Source organism: Bacteroides sp. L008, assembly GCF_040812255.1.
Lineage (GTDB): Bacteria > Bacteroidota > Bacteroidia > Bacteroidales > Bacteroidaceae > Bacteroides > Bacteroides vicugnae.
The window spans coordinates 538,493-556,429 of sequence record NZ_JBFNXO010000001.1 but is presented as its reverse complement, the minus strand read 5'-3'; the positions used below and the strand labels follow the sequence as shown (position 1 = coordinate 556,429).

12 protein-coding genes are annotated in these 17,937 nt (G+C 44.3%); 11 read left to right on the top strand and 1 reads right to left on the bottom strand.

What is annotated here, in order from left to right:
- Positions 1 to 33: 33 nt before the first annotated feature.
- Entirely contained in the window at positions 34 to 1,188 is a 1,155-nt protein-coding gene (gene galK, locus AB3G73_RS02145) for a galactokinase (RefSeq protein ID WP_195650654.1), read from the top strand.
- A 118-nt stretch (positions 1,189 to 1,306) separates the two neighbouring features.
- Here the strand turns inward: galK and AB3G73_RS02140 are convergent, their stop codons facing one another.
- The gene (locus AB3G73_RS02140) at positions 1,307 to 3,289 is read right to left on the bottom strand and encodes an alpha-L-arabinofuranosidase C-terminal domain-containing protein (RefSeq protein WP_367742248.1); all 1,983 of its coding nucleotides are present in this window, start codon (positions 3,287 to 3,289) and stop codon (positions 1,307 to 1,309) included.
- A 378-nt stretch (positions 3,290 to 3,667) separates the two neighbouring features.
- Here AB3G73_RS02140 and AB3G73_RS02135 point away from each other — a divergent pair, with 378 nt between their 5' ends.
- The 10 genes from AB3G73_RS02135 to rpiB all read left to right on the top strand — a co-directional run bounded on the left by AB3G73_RS02135 (position 3,668) and on the right by rpiB (position 17,846).
- Positions 3,668 to 4,807 carry an aldose epimerase family protein gene (locus AB3G73_RS02135; RefSeq protein WP_367742246.1) on the top strand — a complete coding sequence of 380 codons (1,140 nt, stop codon included), beginning with the start codon at positions 3,668 to 3,670 and terminating at the stop codon, positions 4,805 to 4,807.
- Between the two features lie 25 nt (positions 4,808 to 4,832).
- Positions 4,833 to 6,527 carry a sodium:solute symporter gene (locus tag AB3G73_RS02130; protein ID WP_367742244.1) on the top strand — a complete coding sequence of 565 codons (1,695 nt, stop codon included), beginning with the start codon at positions 4,833 to 4,835 and terminating at the stop codon, positions 6,525 to 6,527.
- A 23-nt stretch (positions 6,528 to 6,550) separates the two neighbouring features.
- Positions 6,551 to 7,228 carry an NUDIX domain-containing protein gene (locus AB3G73_RS02125; protein ID WP_074556461.1) on the top strand — a complete coding sequence of 226 codons (678 nt, stop codon included), beginning with the start codon at positions 6,551 to 6,553 and terminating at the stop codon, positions 7,226 to 7,228.
- Between the two features lie 5 nt (positions 7,229 to 7,233).
- Complete coding sequence (locus tag AB3G73_RS02120) at positions 7,234 to 7,917, top strand: L-ribulose-5-phosphate 4-epimerase (protein WP_074556460.1); 684 nt, start codon at positions 7,234 to 7,236, stop codon at positions 7,915 to 7,917.
- 35 nt (positions 7,918 to 7,952) lie between these two features.
- Positions 7,953 to 9,482 (top strand): L-arabinose isomerase, encoded by a 1,530-nt coding sequence (gene araA / locus AB3G73_RS02115; RefSeq protein ID WP_148366378.1) that lies wholly within the window; start codon positions 7,953 to 7,955, stop codon positions 9,480 to 9,482.
- 22 nt (positions 9,483 to 9,504) lie between these two features.
- The gene (locus AB3G73_RS02110) at positions 9,505 to 11,100 is read left to right on the top strand and encodes a xylulokinase (RefSeq protein ID WP_148366264.1); all 1,596 of its coding nucleotides are present in this window, start codon (positions 9,505 to 9,507) and stop codon (positions 11,098 to 11,100) included.
- 146 nt (positions 11,101 to 11,246) lie between these two features.
- Positions 11,247 to 13,649, top strand: coding sequence for a beta-L-arabinofuranosidase domain-containing protein (locus tag AB3G73_RS02105; protein WP_367742241.1), 2,403 nt, complete (start codon positions 11,247 to 11,249; stop codon positions 13,647 to 13,649).
- 66 nt (positions 13,650 to 13,715) lie between these two features.
- Complete coding sequence (locus AB3G73_RS02100; RefSeq protein ID WP_148366260.1) at positions 13,716 to 15,260, top strand: alpha-N-arabinofuranosidase; 1,545 nt, start codon at positions 13,716 to 13,718, stop codon at positions 15,258 to 15,260.
- Between the two features lie 142 nt (positions 15,261 to 15,402).
- Complete coding sequence (locus AB3G73_RS02095) at positions 15,403 to 17,412, top strand: transketolase (protein ID WP_074556456.1); 2,010 nt, start codon at positions 15,403 to 15,405, stop codon at positions 17,410 to 17,412.
- The gene (gene rpiB, locus AB3G73_RS02090) at positions 17,412 to 17,846 is read left to right on the top strand and encodes a ribose 5-phosphate isomerase B (RefSeq protein WP_004309178.1); all 435 of its coding nucleotides are present in this window, start codon (positions 17,412 to 17,414) and stop codon (positions 17,844 to 17,846) included. Before AB3G73_RS02095 ends, rpiB begins: the two co-directional genes overlap by 1 nt.
- Positions 17,847 to 17,937 lie beyond the last annotated feature (91 nt).

The window sequence follows — 17,937 nt, the reverse complement described above, 5'->3', positions numbered from 1 at the left end:
ATTCAATTTATTCACCTTTAAAATATAAATATCATGGATACAGAATACGTAAGAAGTCGATTCATTAAACACTTTGACGGAACTACCGGCTTTCTATATGCTTCTCCGGGCCGTATCAACCTGATCGGCGAACACACTGACTACAACGGTGGATTCGTTTTTCCGGGAGCGGTAGATAAAGGGATGATTGCTGAAATCAAACCGAACGGTACTGACAAAGTAAAGGCTTACTCTATCGACTTGAAAGATTATGTGGAATTTGGCTTGAATGAAGAAGATGCTCCACGCGCCAGCTGGGCAAGATATATTTTCGGTGTATGCCGTGAAATGATCAAACGTGGCGTTGACGTGAAGGGATTCAATACTGCTTTCGCAGGTGATGTGCCTTTGGGTGCAGGTATGTCTTCTTCTGCTGCTTTGGAAAGTACATATGCTTTCGCATTGAACGAACTGTTCGGTGAAAACAAGATAGATAAGTTTGAATTGGCTAAAGTGGGTCAGGCTACAGAACATAACTATTGTGGTGTGAACTGCGGTATTATGGACCAGTTTGCTTCCGTATTCGGTAAAGCAGGCAGCTTGATCCGTCTGGATTGCCGTTCACTGGAGTATCAGTATTTCCCATTCCATCCGGAAGGTTATCGCCTGGTTCTGATGGATTCAGTGGTGAAACACGAATTGGCTTCTTCTGCTTACAACAAGCGTCGCCAAAGCTGTGAAGCTGCTGTTGCCGCTATCCAGAAAAAACATCCGCACGTAGAATTCCTGCGCGACTGTACAATGGCTATGCTGGAAGAAGCAAAAGCTGATATCAGCGCTGAAGACTATATGCGTGCAGAATACGTAATCGAAGAAATCCAACGTGTACTCGACGTTTGTGAAGCATTGGAAAAGGATGATTACGAAACTGTAGGTAAGAAGATGTACGAAACTCATCATGGTATGAGCAAGCTGTACGAAGTAAGCTGCGAAGAACTCGACTTCCTGAATGACTGCGCTAAAGAATACGGTGTTACCGGTTCACGCGTGATGGGTGGCGGATTCGGCGGTTGTACGATCAACCTTGTCAAAAACGAATTGTATGACAACTTCGTTGAAAAAACAAAAGCTGCTTTTAAAGCTAAATTCGGCAGAAGCCCGAAAGTGTATGATGTAGTAATCGGCGACGGTTCCCGCAGACTGGAATAAGAATTCATTCGAAATTAAATAAGTAAAAAGGGCGGCTTCCGTGAGGAAGCCGCCCTTACTTTTACAATTAACAAAAATTTAAAACCTATTACTTGGTATTCTGAGCTAACACATCTATTTATTTCTTCTTAAATTTATAAACAGCAAATGTAGTCGGTTCCAGTTCGGCAACAAACACGTTGCCTTCAATCGATACCGGAGTTTCCTGTGGAGTGATGGCGGAAGGTTGTTCAAGCGTGTTATCCTTGTCAAGATCAAGCGAATGAAGTTTGATGCAACGGCCGTCGGAAAGTACATCCTGTTTTTTCAAACCTTCAAAGTTCAATGAAATCGGTTGGGCCGTGGCGGAAGTGTTAACCACCTTAACAATCAATTCATTCTTATCCTTATCATAAACAGCACTGGCAAAGAGTCCGTTTTGCCCTTCAGCTCCTGTTACATTTTTCTTATTCATGGTAAGCGGAAGCACGTTAGTTCCTTTGTTATGTGCAAACAACTGCTGTACATAATAGCTTGTAGTACGCACGGAATTCAGGTTATCAAACCAAATCATATCCGGACGCCATTGCCATCCTTCTACGTGAGCGAAAAGAGGAGCATAAGTAGCCATGTGTACGATGTCAGCGTTACGTTCCAACCCTGTCATAAAGGCAGCTTCAAGCAGAGCAGCATGGTAATGATTCCATTTTTTGCCTTTTCCGTGGCAGGCATATTCTCCGGCAAACACTTTCGGACCTTTACGGTCATAGTTGTCATAGCGTGCGCCTTGTGTCAGAAACCAGCTTTCAGGACGATAGAAGTGTTCGTCCACCAAATCAGCTTTCAGACGTTTCATTTCAGGCCACAAATAATCAAACTCTTTTCCTTCGGAATTCGGACCGGAGCTACCTACGATTTTGATTTCCGGATGAGCCTTACGAATGGCTTTGATAAACGGTTCAAGACGTTCGGGATATTCTTTTCCCCATTGTTCGTTACCGATACCGATAAACTGCAGATTAAATGGAGCAGGATGTCCCATATCGGCACGTACCTTCCCCCATGTAGTATTGACGTCACCATTGGCAAATTCTATCAAATCGAGTGCATCCTGAATATAGCTATCCAGATCACAAACTGCAACGTGAGCTTTCGAATCATTATTCTGATATTGACAGGAAAGACCGCAATTCAGAATCGGAAGAGGCGCTGCACCCATTTCTTCGGACAACAGGAAGTATTCGTAGAATCCTAATCCATAGCTCTGATAATAATCCGGGAAGAAACGATGGGTAAAGGTATATTGCCAACGGTTCTCATTCAAAGGGCGGTTTTCTACGGGACCTACCGATTTTTTCCAGTCATAACGGGTATCGAGGTCAGTACCTTCTACGATACAACCACCGGGGAAGCGGAAGACTCCGGGATGAATATCCGCCAATGCTTGTGCTAAATCTTTGCGAAGACCATTTTCATGTCCTTTCCAGGTATTGACCGGGAAAAGAGAAACGTGCTCCAAATCAACCGTTCCTTTAGAAGTAAGGAAAATGCGGAGTACGGATTTTGGATGGGTAATGCCGGACTTCAAGATGACTTGATACTTTTTCCATTCGTTGGAGTCAATCGTCAGATTCTCTGCGGCAAAAGCCTGACGTTCACCCATTGATTTAGTATCGACAAGTTCGATCCTCAATGTTTCTTTCGTACTTCCTTGCGGCAAACGCGCCCAAACAGAAAAGCGATACTCCTCTCCTTTCTTGACGCCAATACCGAAAAAGCCTTCGTTATCCAGGCCGGTATGTTTGTGTCCGTGTCCCGGATCGGAAAGGCGTACATAATGCGGATTACGTTCAAAAGGTCCGTCATCCATCAGTGTCACTTTGCCATAGGTATTCCATCCCATCAGATGCTGGGGGAACTCGAACGAGCGGTTCTTTACCAGTTCCGCGTATAATCCGCCATCAGCAGCATAGTTGATGTCCTCAAAAAAGAGTCCGTACATAGTAGGTTGGATTTCCGCTCCCAGCTTCTTCGTTTGTATCACCAACTCATTGGTTTGCGCATGAAGTGCAAGGTTAGTAAACAAGGCTAATACTGCCAATAAATTTGTGTATCTTCTCATGGTTCTCAATAAAAAATTATATATAGTTAAAATGCAAAGATAATCAGATTCTCAATTTTCCGCGTACCCGATTTTATCATAAACAGGTGTTTATCGGTCAAAAAGGATCAAATTCCATTCATTTGCACAAATTTCCATCTGGTATCCGTATTTATAATACGAAATCAGATAAAAAAACACCTATTTATTACAATCATATAATACAAATATGAACTGCAGGAAAGCGTATATTTATATATATAATAAGGTGTGGAAAAAATTATAAAACATACCTTTTATGCTGCATAACATATAAGAGTGTATTTGATACACCAAACAAAAGTGTTACTTTTACACCCAAAATAAGATAAGCATCTCATTTACATTAAAAATAAAACCATGAAAAAACATTTTCTACTTGCAGGAATTGCCGTGCTGATGCTGGCTGCGTGCAATAACAAACCGGCTTCCGAGCTGACCTTGTCCGGTCTTGATCCGGTAAAATTTCAAACAGAAGTGAATAATGCCCAAACAGCTCTTTACACACTAAAGAATAAGGCAGGCATGGAAGTATGCATCACTAACTTCGGAGGACGTATCGTGTCTGTCATGGTACCCGACAAGAACGGTCAGATGCAGGATGTAGTTTTAGGTTTTGACAGCATTGCTGATTATATCAATATTCCCAGCGACTTTGGCGCTTCTATCGGACGCTATGCAAACCGTATCAACCAGGGACGTTTTGTATTGGATGGCGATACGATCCAGTTACCACAAAACAATTACGGACACTGTCTGCACGGAGGTCCGAAAGGCTGGCAATACCAGGTTTATGAAGCCAATCTTATCGATCCGACAACACTGGAGCTGACTCGTATTTCACCGGATGGAGATGCTAATTTCCCGGGCAACGTAACAGCTAAAGTGACTTACAAACTGACTGATGACAACGCTATCGACATCAAATATAGCGCAACTACTGATAAAAAGACGATCATCAACATGACCAACCACTCTTATTTCAATCTTTCCGGTGATCCGTCTAAAATTTCAACCGACCATATCATGTATGTGAATGCAGACTACTATACTCCGGTAGACAGCACCTTTATGACTACAGGCGAAATTGCTCCGGTTAAAGACACTCCGATGGACTTTACTACTCCGAAAGCCGTGGGTAAGGAAATCAATAACTATGATTTCGTTCAATTAAAGAATGGAAACGGATATGATCATAACTGGGTATTGAACACTAAGGGAGATCTTTCTCAAGCAGCCGCCAAACTTACTTCACCCGAAAGCGGCATTACTCTGGAAGTATATACCAACGAACCGGGTATACAGGTTTATACAGGTAACTTCCTCGATGGAACCGTAACCGGCAAGAAAGGTATCGTTTACAACCAACGTGCTTCCGTTTGTCTGGAAACACAACACTATCCTGACAGCCCTAACAAGGCAGACTGGCCGTCTGTTGTTCTGGAACCGGGACAAACTTACAACAGCGAATGTATTTTCAAATTCTCTGTAGAGAGATAATATTAACTCATAAATCATTTTTATCGTGGAAGCATTAGATTGGCTAGTAATCGGAGTCTTTTTTCTGGCTCTGATTGGTATTATTGTTTGGGTAGTCAGACAAAAACAAAATGACTCGGCAGATTATTTCTTAGGTGGACGTGACGCAACATGGCTTGCGATCGGTGCCTCTATCTTCGCATCGAACATTGGCTCGGAGCACTTGATCGGACTGGCAGGAGCCGGAGCATCCAGTGGTATGGCTATGGCTCACTGGGAAATTCAAGGATGGATGATTTTGATTCTGGGATGGGTGTTCGTGCCTTTCTATTCACGAAGCATGGTATATACGATGCCGGAATTCCTGGAACGCCGCTATAATCCTCAATCACGTACTATCTTGTCTGTAATCTCTCTGGTTAGTTATGTCTTGACCAAAGTAGCCGTAACTGTATATGCCGGTGGTCTGGTGTTCCAGCAGGTATTCGGCATCAAAGAACTTTGGGGAATTGATTTCTTCTGGATTGCAGCTATCGGTCTGGTAGTGTTGACCGCAATTTATACCATCTTCGGAGGTATGAAATCCGTTCTTTATACTTCTGTTCTTCAAACTCCAATCCTATTGTTAGGCTCCTTAATTATCCTTGTGCTTGGTTTCAAAGAACTAGGCGGATGGGACGAAATGATGAGAGTCTGTGGTGCTGTGACCGTAAATGATTATGGTGATACCATGACCAACCTGATTCGTAGCAATGATGATGCAAACTTCCCATGGTTGGGTGCTTTGATCGGTTCAGCTATCATCGGATTCTGGTACTGGTGTACTGACCAGTTTATTGTGCAGCGTGTACTTTCAGGAAAGAATGAGAAAGAAGCTCGCCGTGGTACTATCTTCGGAGCTTACCTGAAACTGTTACCTGTATTCCTTTTCTTGATTCCGGGTATGATTGCATTCGCATTGCACCAGAAATATATCGGTGCCGGTGGTGAGGGTTTCCTTCCGATGCTGGCTAATGGAACTGCAAATGCCGATGCCGCTTTCCCGACATTGGTTGCCAAATTACTTCCTGCCGGGGTAAAAGGTCTGGTAGTATGTGGTATTCTTGCCGCTTTGATGAGTTCTCTTGCCTCTTTGTTCAACTCATCGGCCATGTTGTTCACTATCGACTTCTACAAGCGTTTCAGACCGGAAACTCCGGAAAAGAAACTGGTTGGTATCGGCCAGGTTGCAACAGTTGTAATCGTTATTTTAGGTATTCTTTGGATTCCTATCATGCGTAGTGTAGGTGATGTACTTTACACTTATTTGCAGGATGTTCAGTCAGTCCTGGCTCCAGGTATCGCTGCTGCGTTTTTACTGGGGGTCTGCTGGAAACGTACTTCTGCTCAAGGTGGTATGTGGGGACTGATTTCCGGTATGGTCATCGGCTTGACGCGTCTGGGTGCTAAAGTATACTATAGCAACGCGGGTGAAGTGGTTGATTCTACATTCAAATATTTGTTTTATGATATGAACTGGCTGTTCTTCTGCGGATGGATGTTCCTATTCTGTATGATTGTAGTAATCGTAGTTAGTCTAACAACAAAGGCCCCGACAGCAGAAAAGATTCAGGGACTGGTATTCGGTACAGCTACTAAAGAACAAAAAGCGGCTACCCGTGTCAGCTGGGATCACTGGGATATTATTCATACTGTAATAATCCTGTCTATTACAGCCGCTTTCTACTGGTATTTCTGGTAATTAAATAATTCACTACGACAACAATGAACAATTATTATAGCTCAAATCCGACTTTCTATGTCGGCATCGACTGTATCATCTTCGGTTTCTCCGAAGGGGAAATCAGCCTGCTCCTGTTGAAGAGAAACTTTGAGCCGGCAATGGGTGAATGGTCTCTGATGGGAGGATTCGTGCAGAAAGATGAAAGTGTGGACGATGCCGCCAAACGTGTATTGCATGAGCTCACCGGACTGGAAAACGTTTATATGGAACAGGTGGGAACCTTCGGAGCGATTGACCGCGATCCGGGTGAACGGGTAATCTCTGTGGCTTATTACGCGTTAATCAACATCAATAAATATGATCTGAATCTGGTTCGGAAACACAATGCTCACTGGGTGAAAATAAACGAGCTTCCCCCACTTATTTTCGACCATCCTGAAATGGTGGAGAAGGCACAGGAACTGATGAAACAGAAAGCGTCCGTGGAACCTATCGGATTCAATCTGCTTCCGAAACTCTTTACGTTGACTCAACTGCAAAGTCTATATGAGGCCATTTATGGTGAGACGATGGATAAACGGAACTTCCGTAAAAGAGTGGCTGAAATGGATTATATAGAGAAAACTGATAAAATTGATAAACTAAGTTCTAAACGCGGCGCTGCCTTGTATAAGTTCAACGGCAAGGCTTACCGCAAAGACCCGAAATTTAAAATCTAATCATTATGCTGGAAGAACTAAAAGAAAAAGTATTTCATGCCAATCTCGAATTGGTAAAGCATGGATTAGTCATCTTTACCTGGGGAAATGTTTCTGCCATTGACCGTGAAAGCGGATTGGTAGTAATCAAACCCAGTGGTGTAAGTTATGATGACATGAAAGCCGAAGATATGGTAGTAGTGGATCTGGATGGCAAGGTCGTTGAAGGACGGCTGAAGCCATCTTCAGACACCCCAACTCACGTAGTGCTTTACAAAGCATTTCCGGAAATCGGAGGAGTGGTACATACACACTCTACCTATGCAACAGCATGGGCACAAGCCGGATGTGACATTCCGAATATCGGAACCACTCATGCAGATTACTTCCATGATGCCATTCCCTGCACAGCGGATATGACGGAAGCGGAAGTGAAAGGTGCTTACGAGCTGGAAACCGGTAATGTAATAGTGAAACGTTTTGAAGGCTTGAACCCTGTACATACACCGGGAGTATTGGTGAAAAATCATGGTCCTTTCTCTTGGGGAAAAGACGCATACGACGCCGTACACAATGCTGTGGTTATGGAACAGGTAGCTAAAATGGCAAGTATCGCTTATGCGGTAAATCCCAATTTAACAATGAATCCGCTGCTGATAGAGAAACATTTCAGCCGCAAGCATGGCCCGAATGCTTATTATGGACAGTAAAACAATTAAAAATTATAAATTTAAACTATAACATGATGAATAACGTATTTGATCAATATGAAGTATGGTTCGTAACAGGAGCACAGCTTTTGTACGGAGGTGACGCAGTAATCGCAGTAGATGCACACTCTAATGAAATGGTTAACGGATTGAACGAATCCGGTAAACTTCCTGTAAAGGTGGTATACAAAGGAACAGCTAATTCTTCTAAAGAAGTGGAAGCTGTTTTCAAAGCAGCCAACAATGACGAAAAGTGTGTCGGTGTTATCACTTGGATGCATACGTTCTCCCCTGCTAAAATGTGGATTCACGGTTTGCAACAGTTGAAGAAACCTTTGTTGCACCTGCATACTCAATTCAACAAGGAAATTCCTTGGGATACCATGGACATGGACTTCATGAATCTGAACCAGTCTGCTCACGGTGACCGCGAATTCGGACATATCTGTACCCGTATGCGTATCCGTCGTAAAGTGGTGGTAGGTTACTGGAAAGAAGAAGAGACTTTGCATAAGATTGCCGTTTGGATGCGTGTTTGTGCCGGTTGGGCAGATTCACAGGATATGCTGATTATCCGTTTCGGCGACCAGATGAACAACGTAGCTGTAACCGATGGTGATAAAGTGGAAGCTGAACAGCGTATGGGTTACCACGTAGATTACTGTCCGGTAAGCGAATTGATGGAATATCACAAAGATATCAAAAATGAAGATGTAGATGCATTGGTAGCTACTTACTTCAAGGAGTACGATCACGATGCTTCTTTGGAAGATAAATCAACTGAAGCTTACCAGAAAGTATGGAATGCTGCCAAGGCTGAACTGGCTATGCGTGCTATCCTGAAAGCTAAAGGTGCGAAAGGGTTTACTACCAACTTCGACGATTTGGGCGACATTGAATACAATGGTTTCGATCAAATCCCGGGTCTTGCCTCACAACGTCTGATGGCGGAAGGTTACGGATTCGGTGCTGAAGGTGACTGGAAATCGGCTGCTCTTTACCGCACTGTATGGGTAATGAATCAGGGACTTCCTAAAGGCTGCTCATTCCTGGAAGATTACACTCTGAACTTCGATGGTGCAAACAGCTCTATCCTTCAGTCACACATGTTGGAAATCTGTCCGCTTATCGCTGCCAACAAACCTCGTCTGGAAGTACACTTCCTCGGTATAGGTATCCGCAAGAGTCAGACTGCACGTCTGGTCTTCACTTCAAAAGTCGGTACTGGCTGCACTGCTACTGTTGTAGATATGGGTAACCGTTTCCGTCTGATCGTGAACGACGTAGAATGTATCGAGCCGAAACCGCTGCCTAAGTTGCCGGTTGCTTCTGCTCTCTGGATTCCGATGCCAAACCTTGAAGTAGGTGCAGGTGCATGGATTCTGGCTGGTGGAACTCACCACTCTTGCTTCTCTTACGACCTGACAGCAGAATATTGGGAAGATTATGCTGAAATCGCAGGTATCGAAATGGTACATATCAACAAGGATACTACAATCAGCTGTTTCAAGAAAGAACTGCGCATGAACGAAGTTTATTACATGTTGAATAAAGCACTTTGCTAAACCTTAAAATATTGATTTCAACATGAAATTAGATGCAAAATCAACCATCGAGGCAGGTAAAGCTATTCTTGGCATAGAACTCGGTTCAACACGAATAAAAGCTGTCTTGATTGATCAGGAAAACAAGCCTATTGCTCAAGGTAGCCACACTTGGGAAAACCAGTTAGTTGACGGACTTTGGACGTATAGCATTGAAGCCATCTGGTCAGGGCTGCAAGATTGCTATGCCGATCTTCGTACGAACGTAAAGAATGCATACGGCATAGAGATCGAGACGCTGGCTGCCATCGGTGTCAGCGCCATGATGCATGGTTATATGCCATTCAACAAAAAAGAAGAAATCCTCGTGCCTTTCCGCACTTGGAGAAACACCAATACAGGCCGTGCAGCGGCTATTTTGTCCGAACTATTTGTCTATAATATCCCTCTGCGGTGGAGCATTTCCCACTTATATCAGGCTATTTTGGACAACGAAGCACATGTGAATGAGATTGACTTCTTGACCACTCTGGCAGGTTATGTGCATTGGCAGATCACAGGCAAAAAGGTGTTGGGAATAGGTGATGCATCGGGTATGCTTCCTATAGATCCGACTACTAACAACTATTCTGCCGAAATGGTGGCTAAGTTCGATAAGCTGATTGCTCCGAAAGAATATAGCTGGAAGCTGCAGGATATTCTGCCTAAAGTATTATCGGCAGGTGAAAATGCAGGTGTCCTCACACCGGAAGGTAGTAAAAAGCTCGACGTATCGGGCAATTTGAAAGCAGGAATACCCGTTTGTCCTCCGGAAGGAGATGCCGGCACCGGTATGGTTGCAACCAATGCTGTGAAACAGCGTACCGGAAATGTATCGGCAGGTACTTCTTCATTCTCTATGATTGTATTGGAGAAAGACTTGTCCAAGCCATACGAAATGATCGACATGGTCACAACTCCTGACGGAAGCCTTGTAGCCATGGTACATTGCAATAACTGTACTTCTGATCTCAATGCATGGGTCAACTTGTTTAAGGAATATCAGGAACTTCTGGGCATACCTGTAAATATGGATGAAATCTATAGTAAACTCTACCATATCGCACTTACCGGTGACACAGATTGCGGAGGTCTCCTTTCATACAACTATATTTCAGGCGAACCTGTAACAGGACTTGCGGACGGAAGACCGTTATTTGTACGTTCTGCCAATGACAAGTTCAATTTGGCCAACTTTATGCGGACTCACCTATATGCTTCAGTAGGCGTTCTCAAGATTGGTAATGATATCCTGTTCAACGAAGAAAAAATCAAAGTGGATAGAATTACAGGTCACGGAGGACTGTTCAGAACAAAGGGAGTAGGTCAAAGAATCCTTGCAGCAGCCATCAACTCGCCTATTTCGGTAATGGAAACAGCCGGTGAAGGTGGTGCCTGGGGGATTGCCTTGTTAGGTTCTTATCTCGTGAACAACGAAAAGAAACAATCTCTTGCCGACTTCCTGGATGAAAGTGTATTTGTCGGAGATGCCGGTGTCGAGGTATCACCCACACCCGAAGATGTAGCCGGTTTTAATACATACATCGAAAACTACAAGGCAGGATTGCCCATCGAAGAGGCAGCGGTCAAATTTAAATAGTTGACAATTGGTAATTCCTTGTTATATATTCACCAAGAAATTGCCGACAAATCGCTGTTTAGCAAGAACCAATTCTCACTAAATATTAACATTAACTATCCCCACCCCTCTCCTCTTTGGGAGAGGGAAAAGGGGAGACTATTACCATGAAAACCACCTCGTTCATACTTGGCCTTGTCCTGTCCGCCTCACTGGCTAAAGCACAAAATGCTCCACAGGTGTCTTACTTCCCTTTACAGAATGTAAAACTATTGGATAGCCCGTTCCTGCAAGCCCAACAGACTGATTTACATTATATACTTGCCTTAAACCCCGACCGTCTGCTCGCTCCTTTTCTACGCGAAGCAGGTTTACAACCTAAAGCTCCTGGCTATACCAACTGGGAAAATACCGGATTGGACGGACATATCGGCGGACATTATCTATCCGCCCTCTCCATGATGTATGCCGCTACCGGAGATACTGCTGTCTACAACCGCCTCCACTATATGCTGAATGAGTTGCATCATGCACAGCAAGCTGTAGGTACAGGATTCATCGGAGGAACTCCGGGAAGCCTCCAACTTTGGGAAGAAATAAAAGCTGGAAAGATACGTGCCGGAGGTTTCGACCTTAACGGCAAATGGGTACCTCTATACAATATACATAAAACGTATGCAGGATTACGGGACGCTTACTTGTATGCAGGAAGCGATCTGGCACGTCAAATGCTGATTGACCTTACAGACTGGATGATTGACATCACTTCCGGTTTGAGCGACGAACAAATGCAGGATATGCTTCGTAGCGAACATGGCGGATTAAATGAGACTTTCGCTGATGTGGCTGAAATCACAGGCGACAAGAAATATCTGGAACTGGCCCGCCGTTTCTCCCACAAACTTATCCTCGACCCGCTTATCAAAGATGAAGACAAGCTGACAGGTATGCACGCCAACACACAGATTCCCAAAGTGATCGGTTACAAACGAATAGCCGAACTTTCGCAAGATGACAAGAGTTGGAATCATGCTGCTGAATGGGATCATGCCGCCCGTTTCTTTTGGAATACGGTAGTCAATCACCGTTCCGTCTGCATCGGAGGAAATAGTGTCCGTGAGCATTTCCACCCGGCGGATAACTTCACGTCCATGCTGAACGACGTTCAAGGACCGGAAACCTGTAATACTTACAACATGCTCCGTCTTACTAAAATGCTTTACCAGAATTCTCACAATCCCAACAATACACAGGAGCCTGATCCCAACTACGTAAACTATTACGAACGTGCGCTTTACAATCACATTCTTGCATCGCAGGAACCGAATAAGGGTGGATTTGTCTATTTCACTCCCATGCGCCCGGGACACTATCGTGTGTACTCACAACCGGAAACATCCATGTGGTGCTGTGTCGGTTCTGGCTTGGAGAATCATACCAAATACGGTGAATTTATTTATGCACATCAGAAAGATACGCTTTATATCAATCTCTTCATCCCTTCACAACTGACCTGGAAAGAGCAAGGCGTAACTTTGACACAGGAAACCCGATTCCCAGATGACGGTAAGGTAACTTTGCGAATAGATGAAGCTCCTAAGAAAAAACGTACTTTAATGATACGTATTCCGGAATGGGCTAACCAATCCAAAGGTTATAGCATCAGCATCAATGGGAAAAGAAAAATATTCATTATGGCAAAAGGTAATCAGTATCTTCCTCTCTCCCGCAAATGGAAAAAAGGAGATGTCATTACTTTCAACCTGCCTATGAGAGTCAGCATGGAACAAATTCCTGATAAGAAAGACTATTATGCTTTCTTATATGGCCCTATCGTTCTTGCAGCTTCCACAGGCACTGAACACCTCGATGGTTTATATGCCGATGACAGTCGTGGCGGACATATCGCCCATGGCAAACAAATTTCGTTACAGGAAGTTCCGATGTTGATAGGAAATCCCGATTCCATCCGTAAGTCTCTTCACAAAGAACAAGGCAGCCGGATCGCTTTCAGCTACAACGGATATGTTTACCCTGCACAAGGCAAAGCATTGGAGCTTGTTCCCTTCTTCCGCCTGCATAATTCCCGCTATGCCGTTTATTTCCGGCAGACAAGCGAAGAGCAGTTCAAAGCCATTCAGGAAGAAATGGCAACGGCTGAACGAAAAGCAACCGAATTAGCTAATCAAACCATTGATCTTATCTTCCCCGGCGAACAGCAGCCGGAATCCGACCATGGCATCCAATATGAGCAGGCAGAAACCGGAACGAACACAGACCGCCACTTCCGTCGTGCCAAAGGTTGGTTCGGCTATCAACTGAAAGTAAAAGAAGAGGCAAGCCGCATACTGATTACAATACGGAAAGATGACCGTAACAAAGTAGCTATTCTACTGAATAATGAAAAGTTGGCTGTTAATCCAATGATCAGTGAAACAGATAAAGATGGTTTTATCACCCTTTCTTATGTCCTGCCTCAAAAACTGAATACAGGCAGCTGTCCGATACGTTTCATCCCTGACGGAACGGAATGGACACCTGCAATTTACGAAGTACGTTTACTAAAATAAACGTTCAAAAAGAAATAACCATCATCAAAATCAAACATCTATATAATCATTAAACAAATACCATTTATGAAAGCAAAACTATTAGTCAGTACGGCCTTTCTGGCAGCATCAGTATCTCTTTCCGCGCAAAAGAGTGCTACCATAACCGTACATGCCGACCAAGGCAAAGAGATTATCCCGAAAGAAATCTACGGTCAGTTTGCCGAACACCTGGGTTCATGTATCTACGGTGGTCTTTGGGTAGGCGAAAAGTCAGATATACCCAATATCAAGGGATACCGTACAGATGTATTCAATGCATTAAAAGACTTGGCTGTTCCCGTTCTACGCTGGCCGGGTGGCTGCTTTGCCGATGAGTATCATTGGATGGACGGCATCGGTCCGAAAGAAAACCGTCCGAAGATGGTGAATAACAACTGGGGCGGAACGATTGAAGATAACAGTTTCGGTACACATGAGTTCCTGAATCTTTGCGAAATGCTGGGTTGTGAGCCTTACGTAAGTGGAAATGTAGGTAGCGGTACCGTAGAAGAACTCGCCAAATGGGTGGAATATATGACCTCGGACGGGGACTCTCCCATGGCCAATCTCCGTCGTAAGAATGGTCGTGACAAAGCATGGAAGCTCAAATATCTGGGAGTAGGAAATGAAAGTTGGGGCTGTGGTGGCAGTATGCGTCCGGAATATTATGCGGACTTATACCGTCGTTATTCTACCTATTGCCGTAACTACGACGGCAACCGTCTGTTCAAAATTGCCAGCGGTGCAAGTGATTATGACTACAACTGGACAGACGTATTGATGAATCGTGTAGGACATCGCATGCAGGGACTTTCTCTCCACTATTACACCGTAACCGGATGGAGCGGCAGCAAAGGAGCAGCCACTCAATTCAACAAGGATGATTATTATTGGACAATGGGGAAATGTCTGGAAGTGGAAGATGTGCTCAAGAAACATTGCGCCATCATGGATAAATATGACAAGGACAAAAAGATCGCTCTTTTACTCGACGAATGGGGAACCTGGTGGGATGAAGAACCGGGAACCATCAAAGGACACCTGTATCAGCAGAATACATTGCGCGATGCTTTCGTTGCTTCTTTAAGCCTTGACGTATTCCACAAATATACAGACCGCCTGAAGATGGCAAATATCGCGCAGATAGTCAATGTACTTCAATCCATGATTCTGACGAAAGACAAAGAAATGGTGCTCACTCCTACTTATTATGTCTTCAAGATGTATAAAGTACATCAGGATGCCACTTATCTTCCCATTGAGCTGACTTGCGAAAAGATGAGTGTACGTGATAACCGCACCGTTCCGATGGTAAGTGCCACAGCTTCCAAAAACAAGGATGGAGTGATTCACCTTTCTCTTTCTAATGTAGATGCTGACGAAGCACAGGAAATCACCATCAATTTGGGTGATACGAAAGCAAAAAAAGCAGTCGGAGAGATTCTGACCTCCGCCAAACTGACCGATTACAATTCTTTTGAAAACCCTAATATTGTAAAGCCGGCACCTTTCAAAGAGGTAAAAATCAATAAAGGAACAATGAAGGTAAAACTTCCTGCTAAGTCCATTGTTACTTTAGAGTTACAGTAATTTTAGGGGATTTACTTATTGTATCGCAAACAAGAAGACCGTAAAATTGTCGATAAAAAAGATAGCTCTTTTGGATTGTTAAATCCACATAAAGAGTTATCTTTGCGAACAATCTGACAGAAATCAATTAAATTTTAATGATATGAACGATAACAAACTTATGAATCGTGCAGCGGATAACATCCGTATTCTTGCTGCTTCAATGGTTGAGAAAGCCAATTCCGGTCACCCGGGTGGCGCCATGGGTGGTGCTGATTTTGTAAATGTACTCTTCTCTGAGTTTCTAGTATACGATCCTGAAAATCCCCGTTGGGAAGGACGTGACCGCTTCTTCCTGGATCCGGGCCATATGTCTCCGATGCTTTATTCTACACTGGCATTGACCGGTAAATTCACTCTGGACGAACTGAAAGAATTCCGTCAATGGGGAAGCCCTACTCCGGGACACCCAGAAGTGGATATCATGCGGGGCATTGAAAATACTTCCGGTCCGTTGGGACAAGGACACACTTTCGCTGTGGGTGCTGCCATCGCTGCCAAATTCCTGAAAGCCCGTTTCAACGAAGTGATGAATCAAACAATCTATGCTTACATCTCTGACGGTGGTATCCAGGAAGAAATCTCTCAAGGTTCCGGACGTATTGCCGGTGCACTGGGACTGGACAACCTGATTATGTTCTATGACTCCAACGATATCCAGCTTTCTACTGAAACGAAAGATGTAACCGTTGAAGATACTGCCATGAAATATGAAGCATGGGGATGGAACGTACTTAGCATCAACGGTAATGATCCTGACGAAATCCGCGCAGCAATCAAAGAAGCACAGGCTGAAAAAGAACGCCCTACACTGATTATCGGCAAAACGGTTATGGGTAAAGGTGCACGCAAGGCAGACGGCAGCAGCTATGAAGCTAACTGCGCTACACACGGTGCTCCTCTCGGTGGCGACGCTTATGTAAATACAATCAAGAATTTGGGTGGTGATCCTACTAACCCGTTCGTTATATTCCCGGAAGTAGCCGAACTGTATGCAAAACGTGCAGAAGAGCTGAAGAAAATTGTAGCTGAGAAATATGCTGCAAAAGCTGCATGGGCGAAAGCAAACCCGGAACAAGCTGCCAAACTGGAACTTTTCTTCTCGGGCAAAGCTCCGAAAGTGGACTGGGCTGCTATCGAACAGAAAGCTGGTAGCGCTACTCGTGCTGCATCTGCCACTGTACTGGGCGCACTTGCCACACAAGTAGAAAACATGATCGTTGCTTCTGCCGACCTTTCTAACTCTGACAAGACTGACGGTTTCCTGAAAAAGACTCATTCTTTCAAGAAAGGTGATTTCAGCGGAGCATTCTTCCAGGCAGGTGTATCAGAATTGTCGATGGCTTGTATCTGTATCGGTATGTCACTCCACGGTGGTGTAATCGCTGCTTGCGGTACATTCTTCGTATTCTCCGATTACATGAAACCTGCCGTACGTATGGCTGCTTTGATGGAACAACCGGTGAAATTCATCTGGACACACGACGCATTCCGCGTAGGTGAAGACGGTCCTACTCACGAACCGGTAGAACAGGAAGCACAAATCCGCCTGATGGAAAAACTAAAGAACCACAAGGGACACAACTCTATGTTGGTACTTCGTCCGGCCGATGCAGAAGAAACAACTATTGCATGGAAACTTGCCATGGAAAATATGTCTACTCCGACAGGATTGATCTTCTCTCGCCAGAATATTGCCAACTTACCGGCAGGAACTGATTACGAACAGGCAGCTAAGGGTGCGTATATCGTAGCAGGTTCTGACGAAAATCCGGATGTAATCCTGGTAGCTTCAGGTTCTGAAGTGGCTACATTGGTAGCCGGCACAGAATTGCTGCGCAAAGATGGCGTAAAGGTACGCATTGTATCCGCTCCGTCTGAAGGTCTGTTCCGTAACCAACCGAAAGAATATCAGGAAGCTGTTCTCCCGGCAGATGCAAAGATTTTCGGTATGACTGCCGGTCTGCCTGTTAATCTTCAAGGTCTGGTAGGTTGCCACGGTAAAGTTTGGGGATTGGAATCTTTCGGTTTCTCTGCTCCTTACAAAGTGTTGGATGAGAAACTTGGATTTACTGCCGAGAACGTATATAACCAAGTAAAAGCAATGCTCTAATGAAAACAATCGGATTAGCATGCGACCATGCCGGTTTTGAACTGAAAGAATATGTTCGCGGCTGGCTGGAAGTAAAAGGCTGGGCTTACAAGGATTTCGGAACTAACTCTACCGCTAGCGTAGACTATCCGGATTATGCTCATCCGCTGGCTCTTGCAGTGGAATCGGGAGAATGTTATCCCGGTATCGCTATCTGCGGCAGTGGAAACGGAATCAATATGACGCTGAACAAGCACCAGGGAATTCGTGCTGCTCTCTGCTGGAATGCAGAAATTGCGCATCTGGCCCGTCAGCACAACGACGCTAATGTTCTGGTCATGCCGGGACGCTTCATCAGCACTGAAGAAGCGGATATGATTTTGACAGAGTTCTTCTCTACAAAGTTTGATGGCGGTCGTCATCAGAACCGTATTGACAAGATTCCGGTAAAATAAAGCCTGAAGATAAATCAAACATGAGTAAAGCTGTTCTTCTTTTTGAAGGGCAGCTTTATTTTTATACTGATATCAGAGTTTCTTGTATATG

What these genes read in the sequence shown, in the direction of transcription:
- galK (WP_195650654.1), top strand. Translation starts at nt 34, where the DNA reads ATGGATACAGAATACGTAAGAAGTCGATTCATTAAACACTTTGACGGA.
- AB3G73_RS02140 (WP_367742248.1), bottom strand. Translation starts at nt 3,289, where the DNA reads ATGAGAAGATACACAAATTTATTGGCAGTATTAGCCTTGTTTACTAAC.
- AB3G73_RS02135 (WP_367742246.1), top strand. Translation starts at nt 3,668, where the DNA reads ATGAAAAAACATTTTCTACTTGCAGGAATTGCCGTGCTGATGCTGGCT.
- AB3G73_RS02125 (WP_074556461.1), top strand. Translation starts at nt 6,551, where the DNA reads ATGAACAATTATTATAGCTCAAATCCGACTTTCTATGTCGGCATCGAC.
- AB3G73_RS02120 (WP_074556460.1), top strand. Translation starts at nt 7,234, where the DNA reads ATGCTGGAAGAACTAAAAGAAAAAGTATTTCATGCCAATCTCGAATTG.
- araA (WP_148366378.1), top strand. Translation starts at nt 7,953, where the DNA reads ATGAATAACGTATTTGATCAATATGAAGTATGGTTCGTAACAGGAGCA.
- AB3G73_RS02110 (WP_148366264.1), top strand. Translation starts at nt 9,505, where the DNA reads ATGAAATTAGATGCAAAATCAACCATCGAGGCAGGTAAAGCTATTCTT.
- AB3G73_RS02105 (WP_367742241.1), top strand. Translation starts at nt 11,247, where the DNA reads ATGAAAACCACCTCGTTCATACTTGGCCTTGTCCTGTCCGCCTCACTG.
- AB3G73_RS02100 (WP_148366260.1), top strand. Translation starts at nt 13,716, where the DNA reads ATGAAAGCAAAACTATTAGTCAGTACGGCCTTTCTGGCAGCATCAGTA.
- AB3G73_RS02095 (WP_074556456.1), top strand. Translation starts at nt 15,403, where the DNA reads ATGAACGATAACAAACTTATGAATCGTGCAGCGGATAACATCCGTATT.
- rpiB (WP_004309178.1), top strand. Translation starts at nt 17,412, where the DNA reads ATGAAAACAATCGGATTAGCATGCGACCATGCCGGTTTTGAACTGAAA.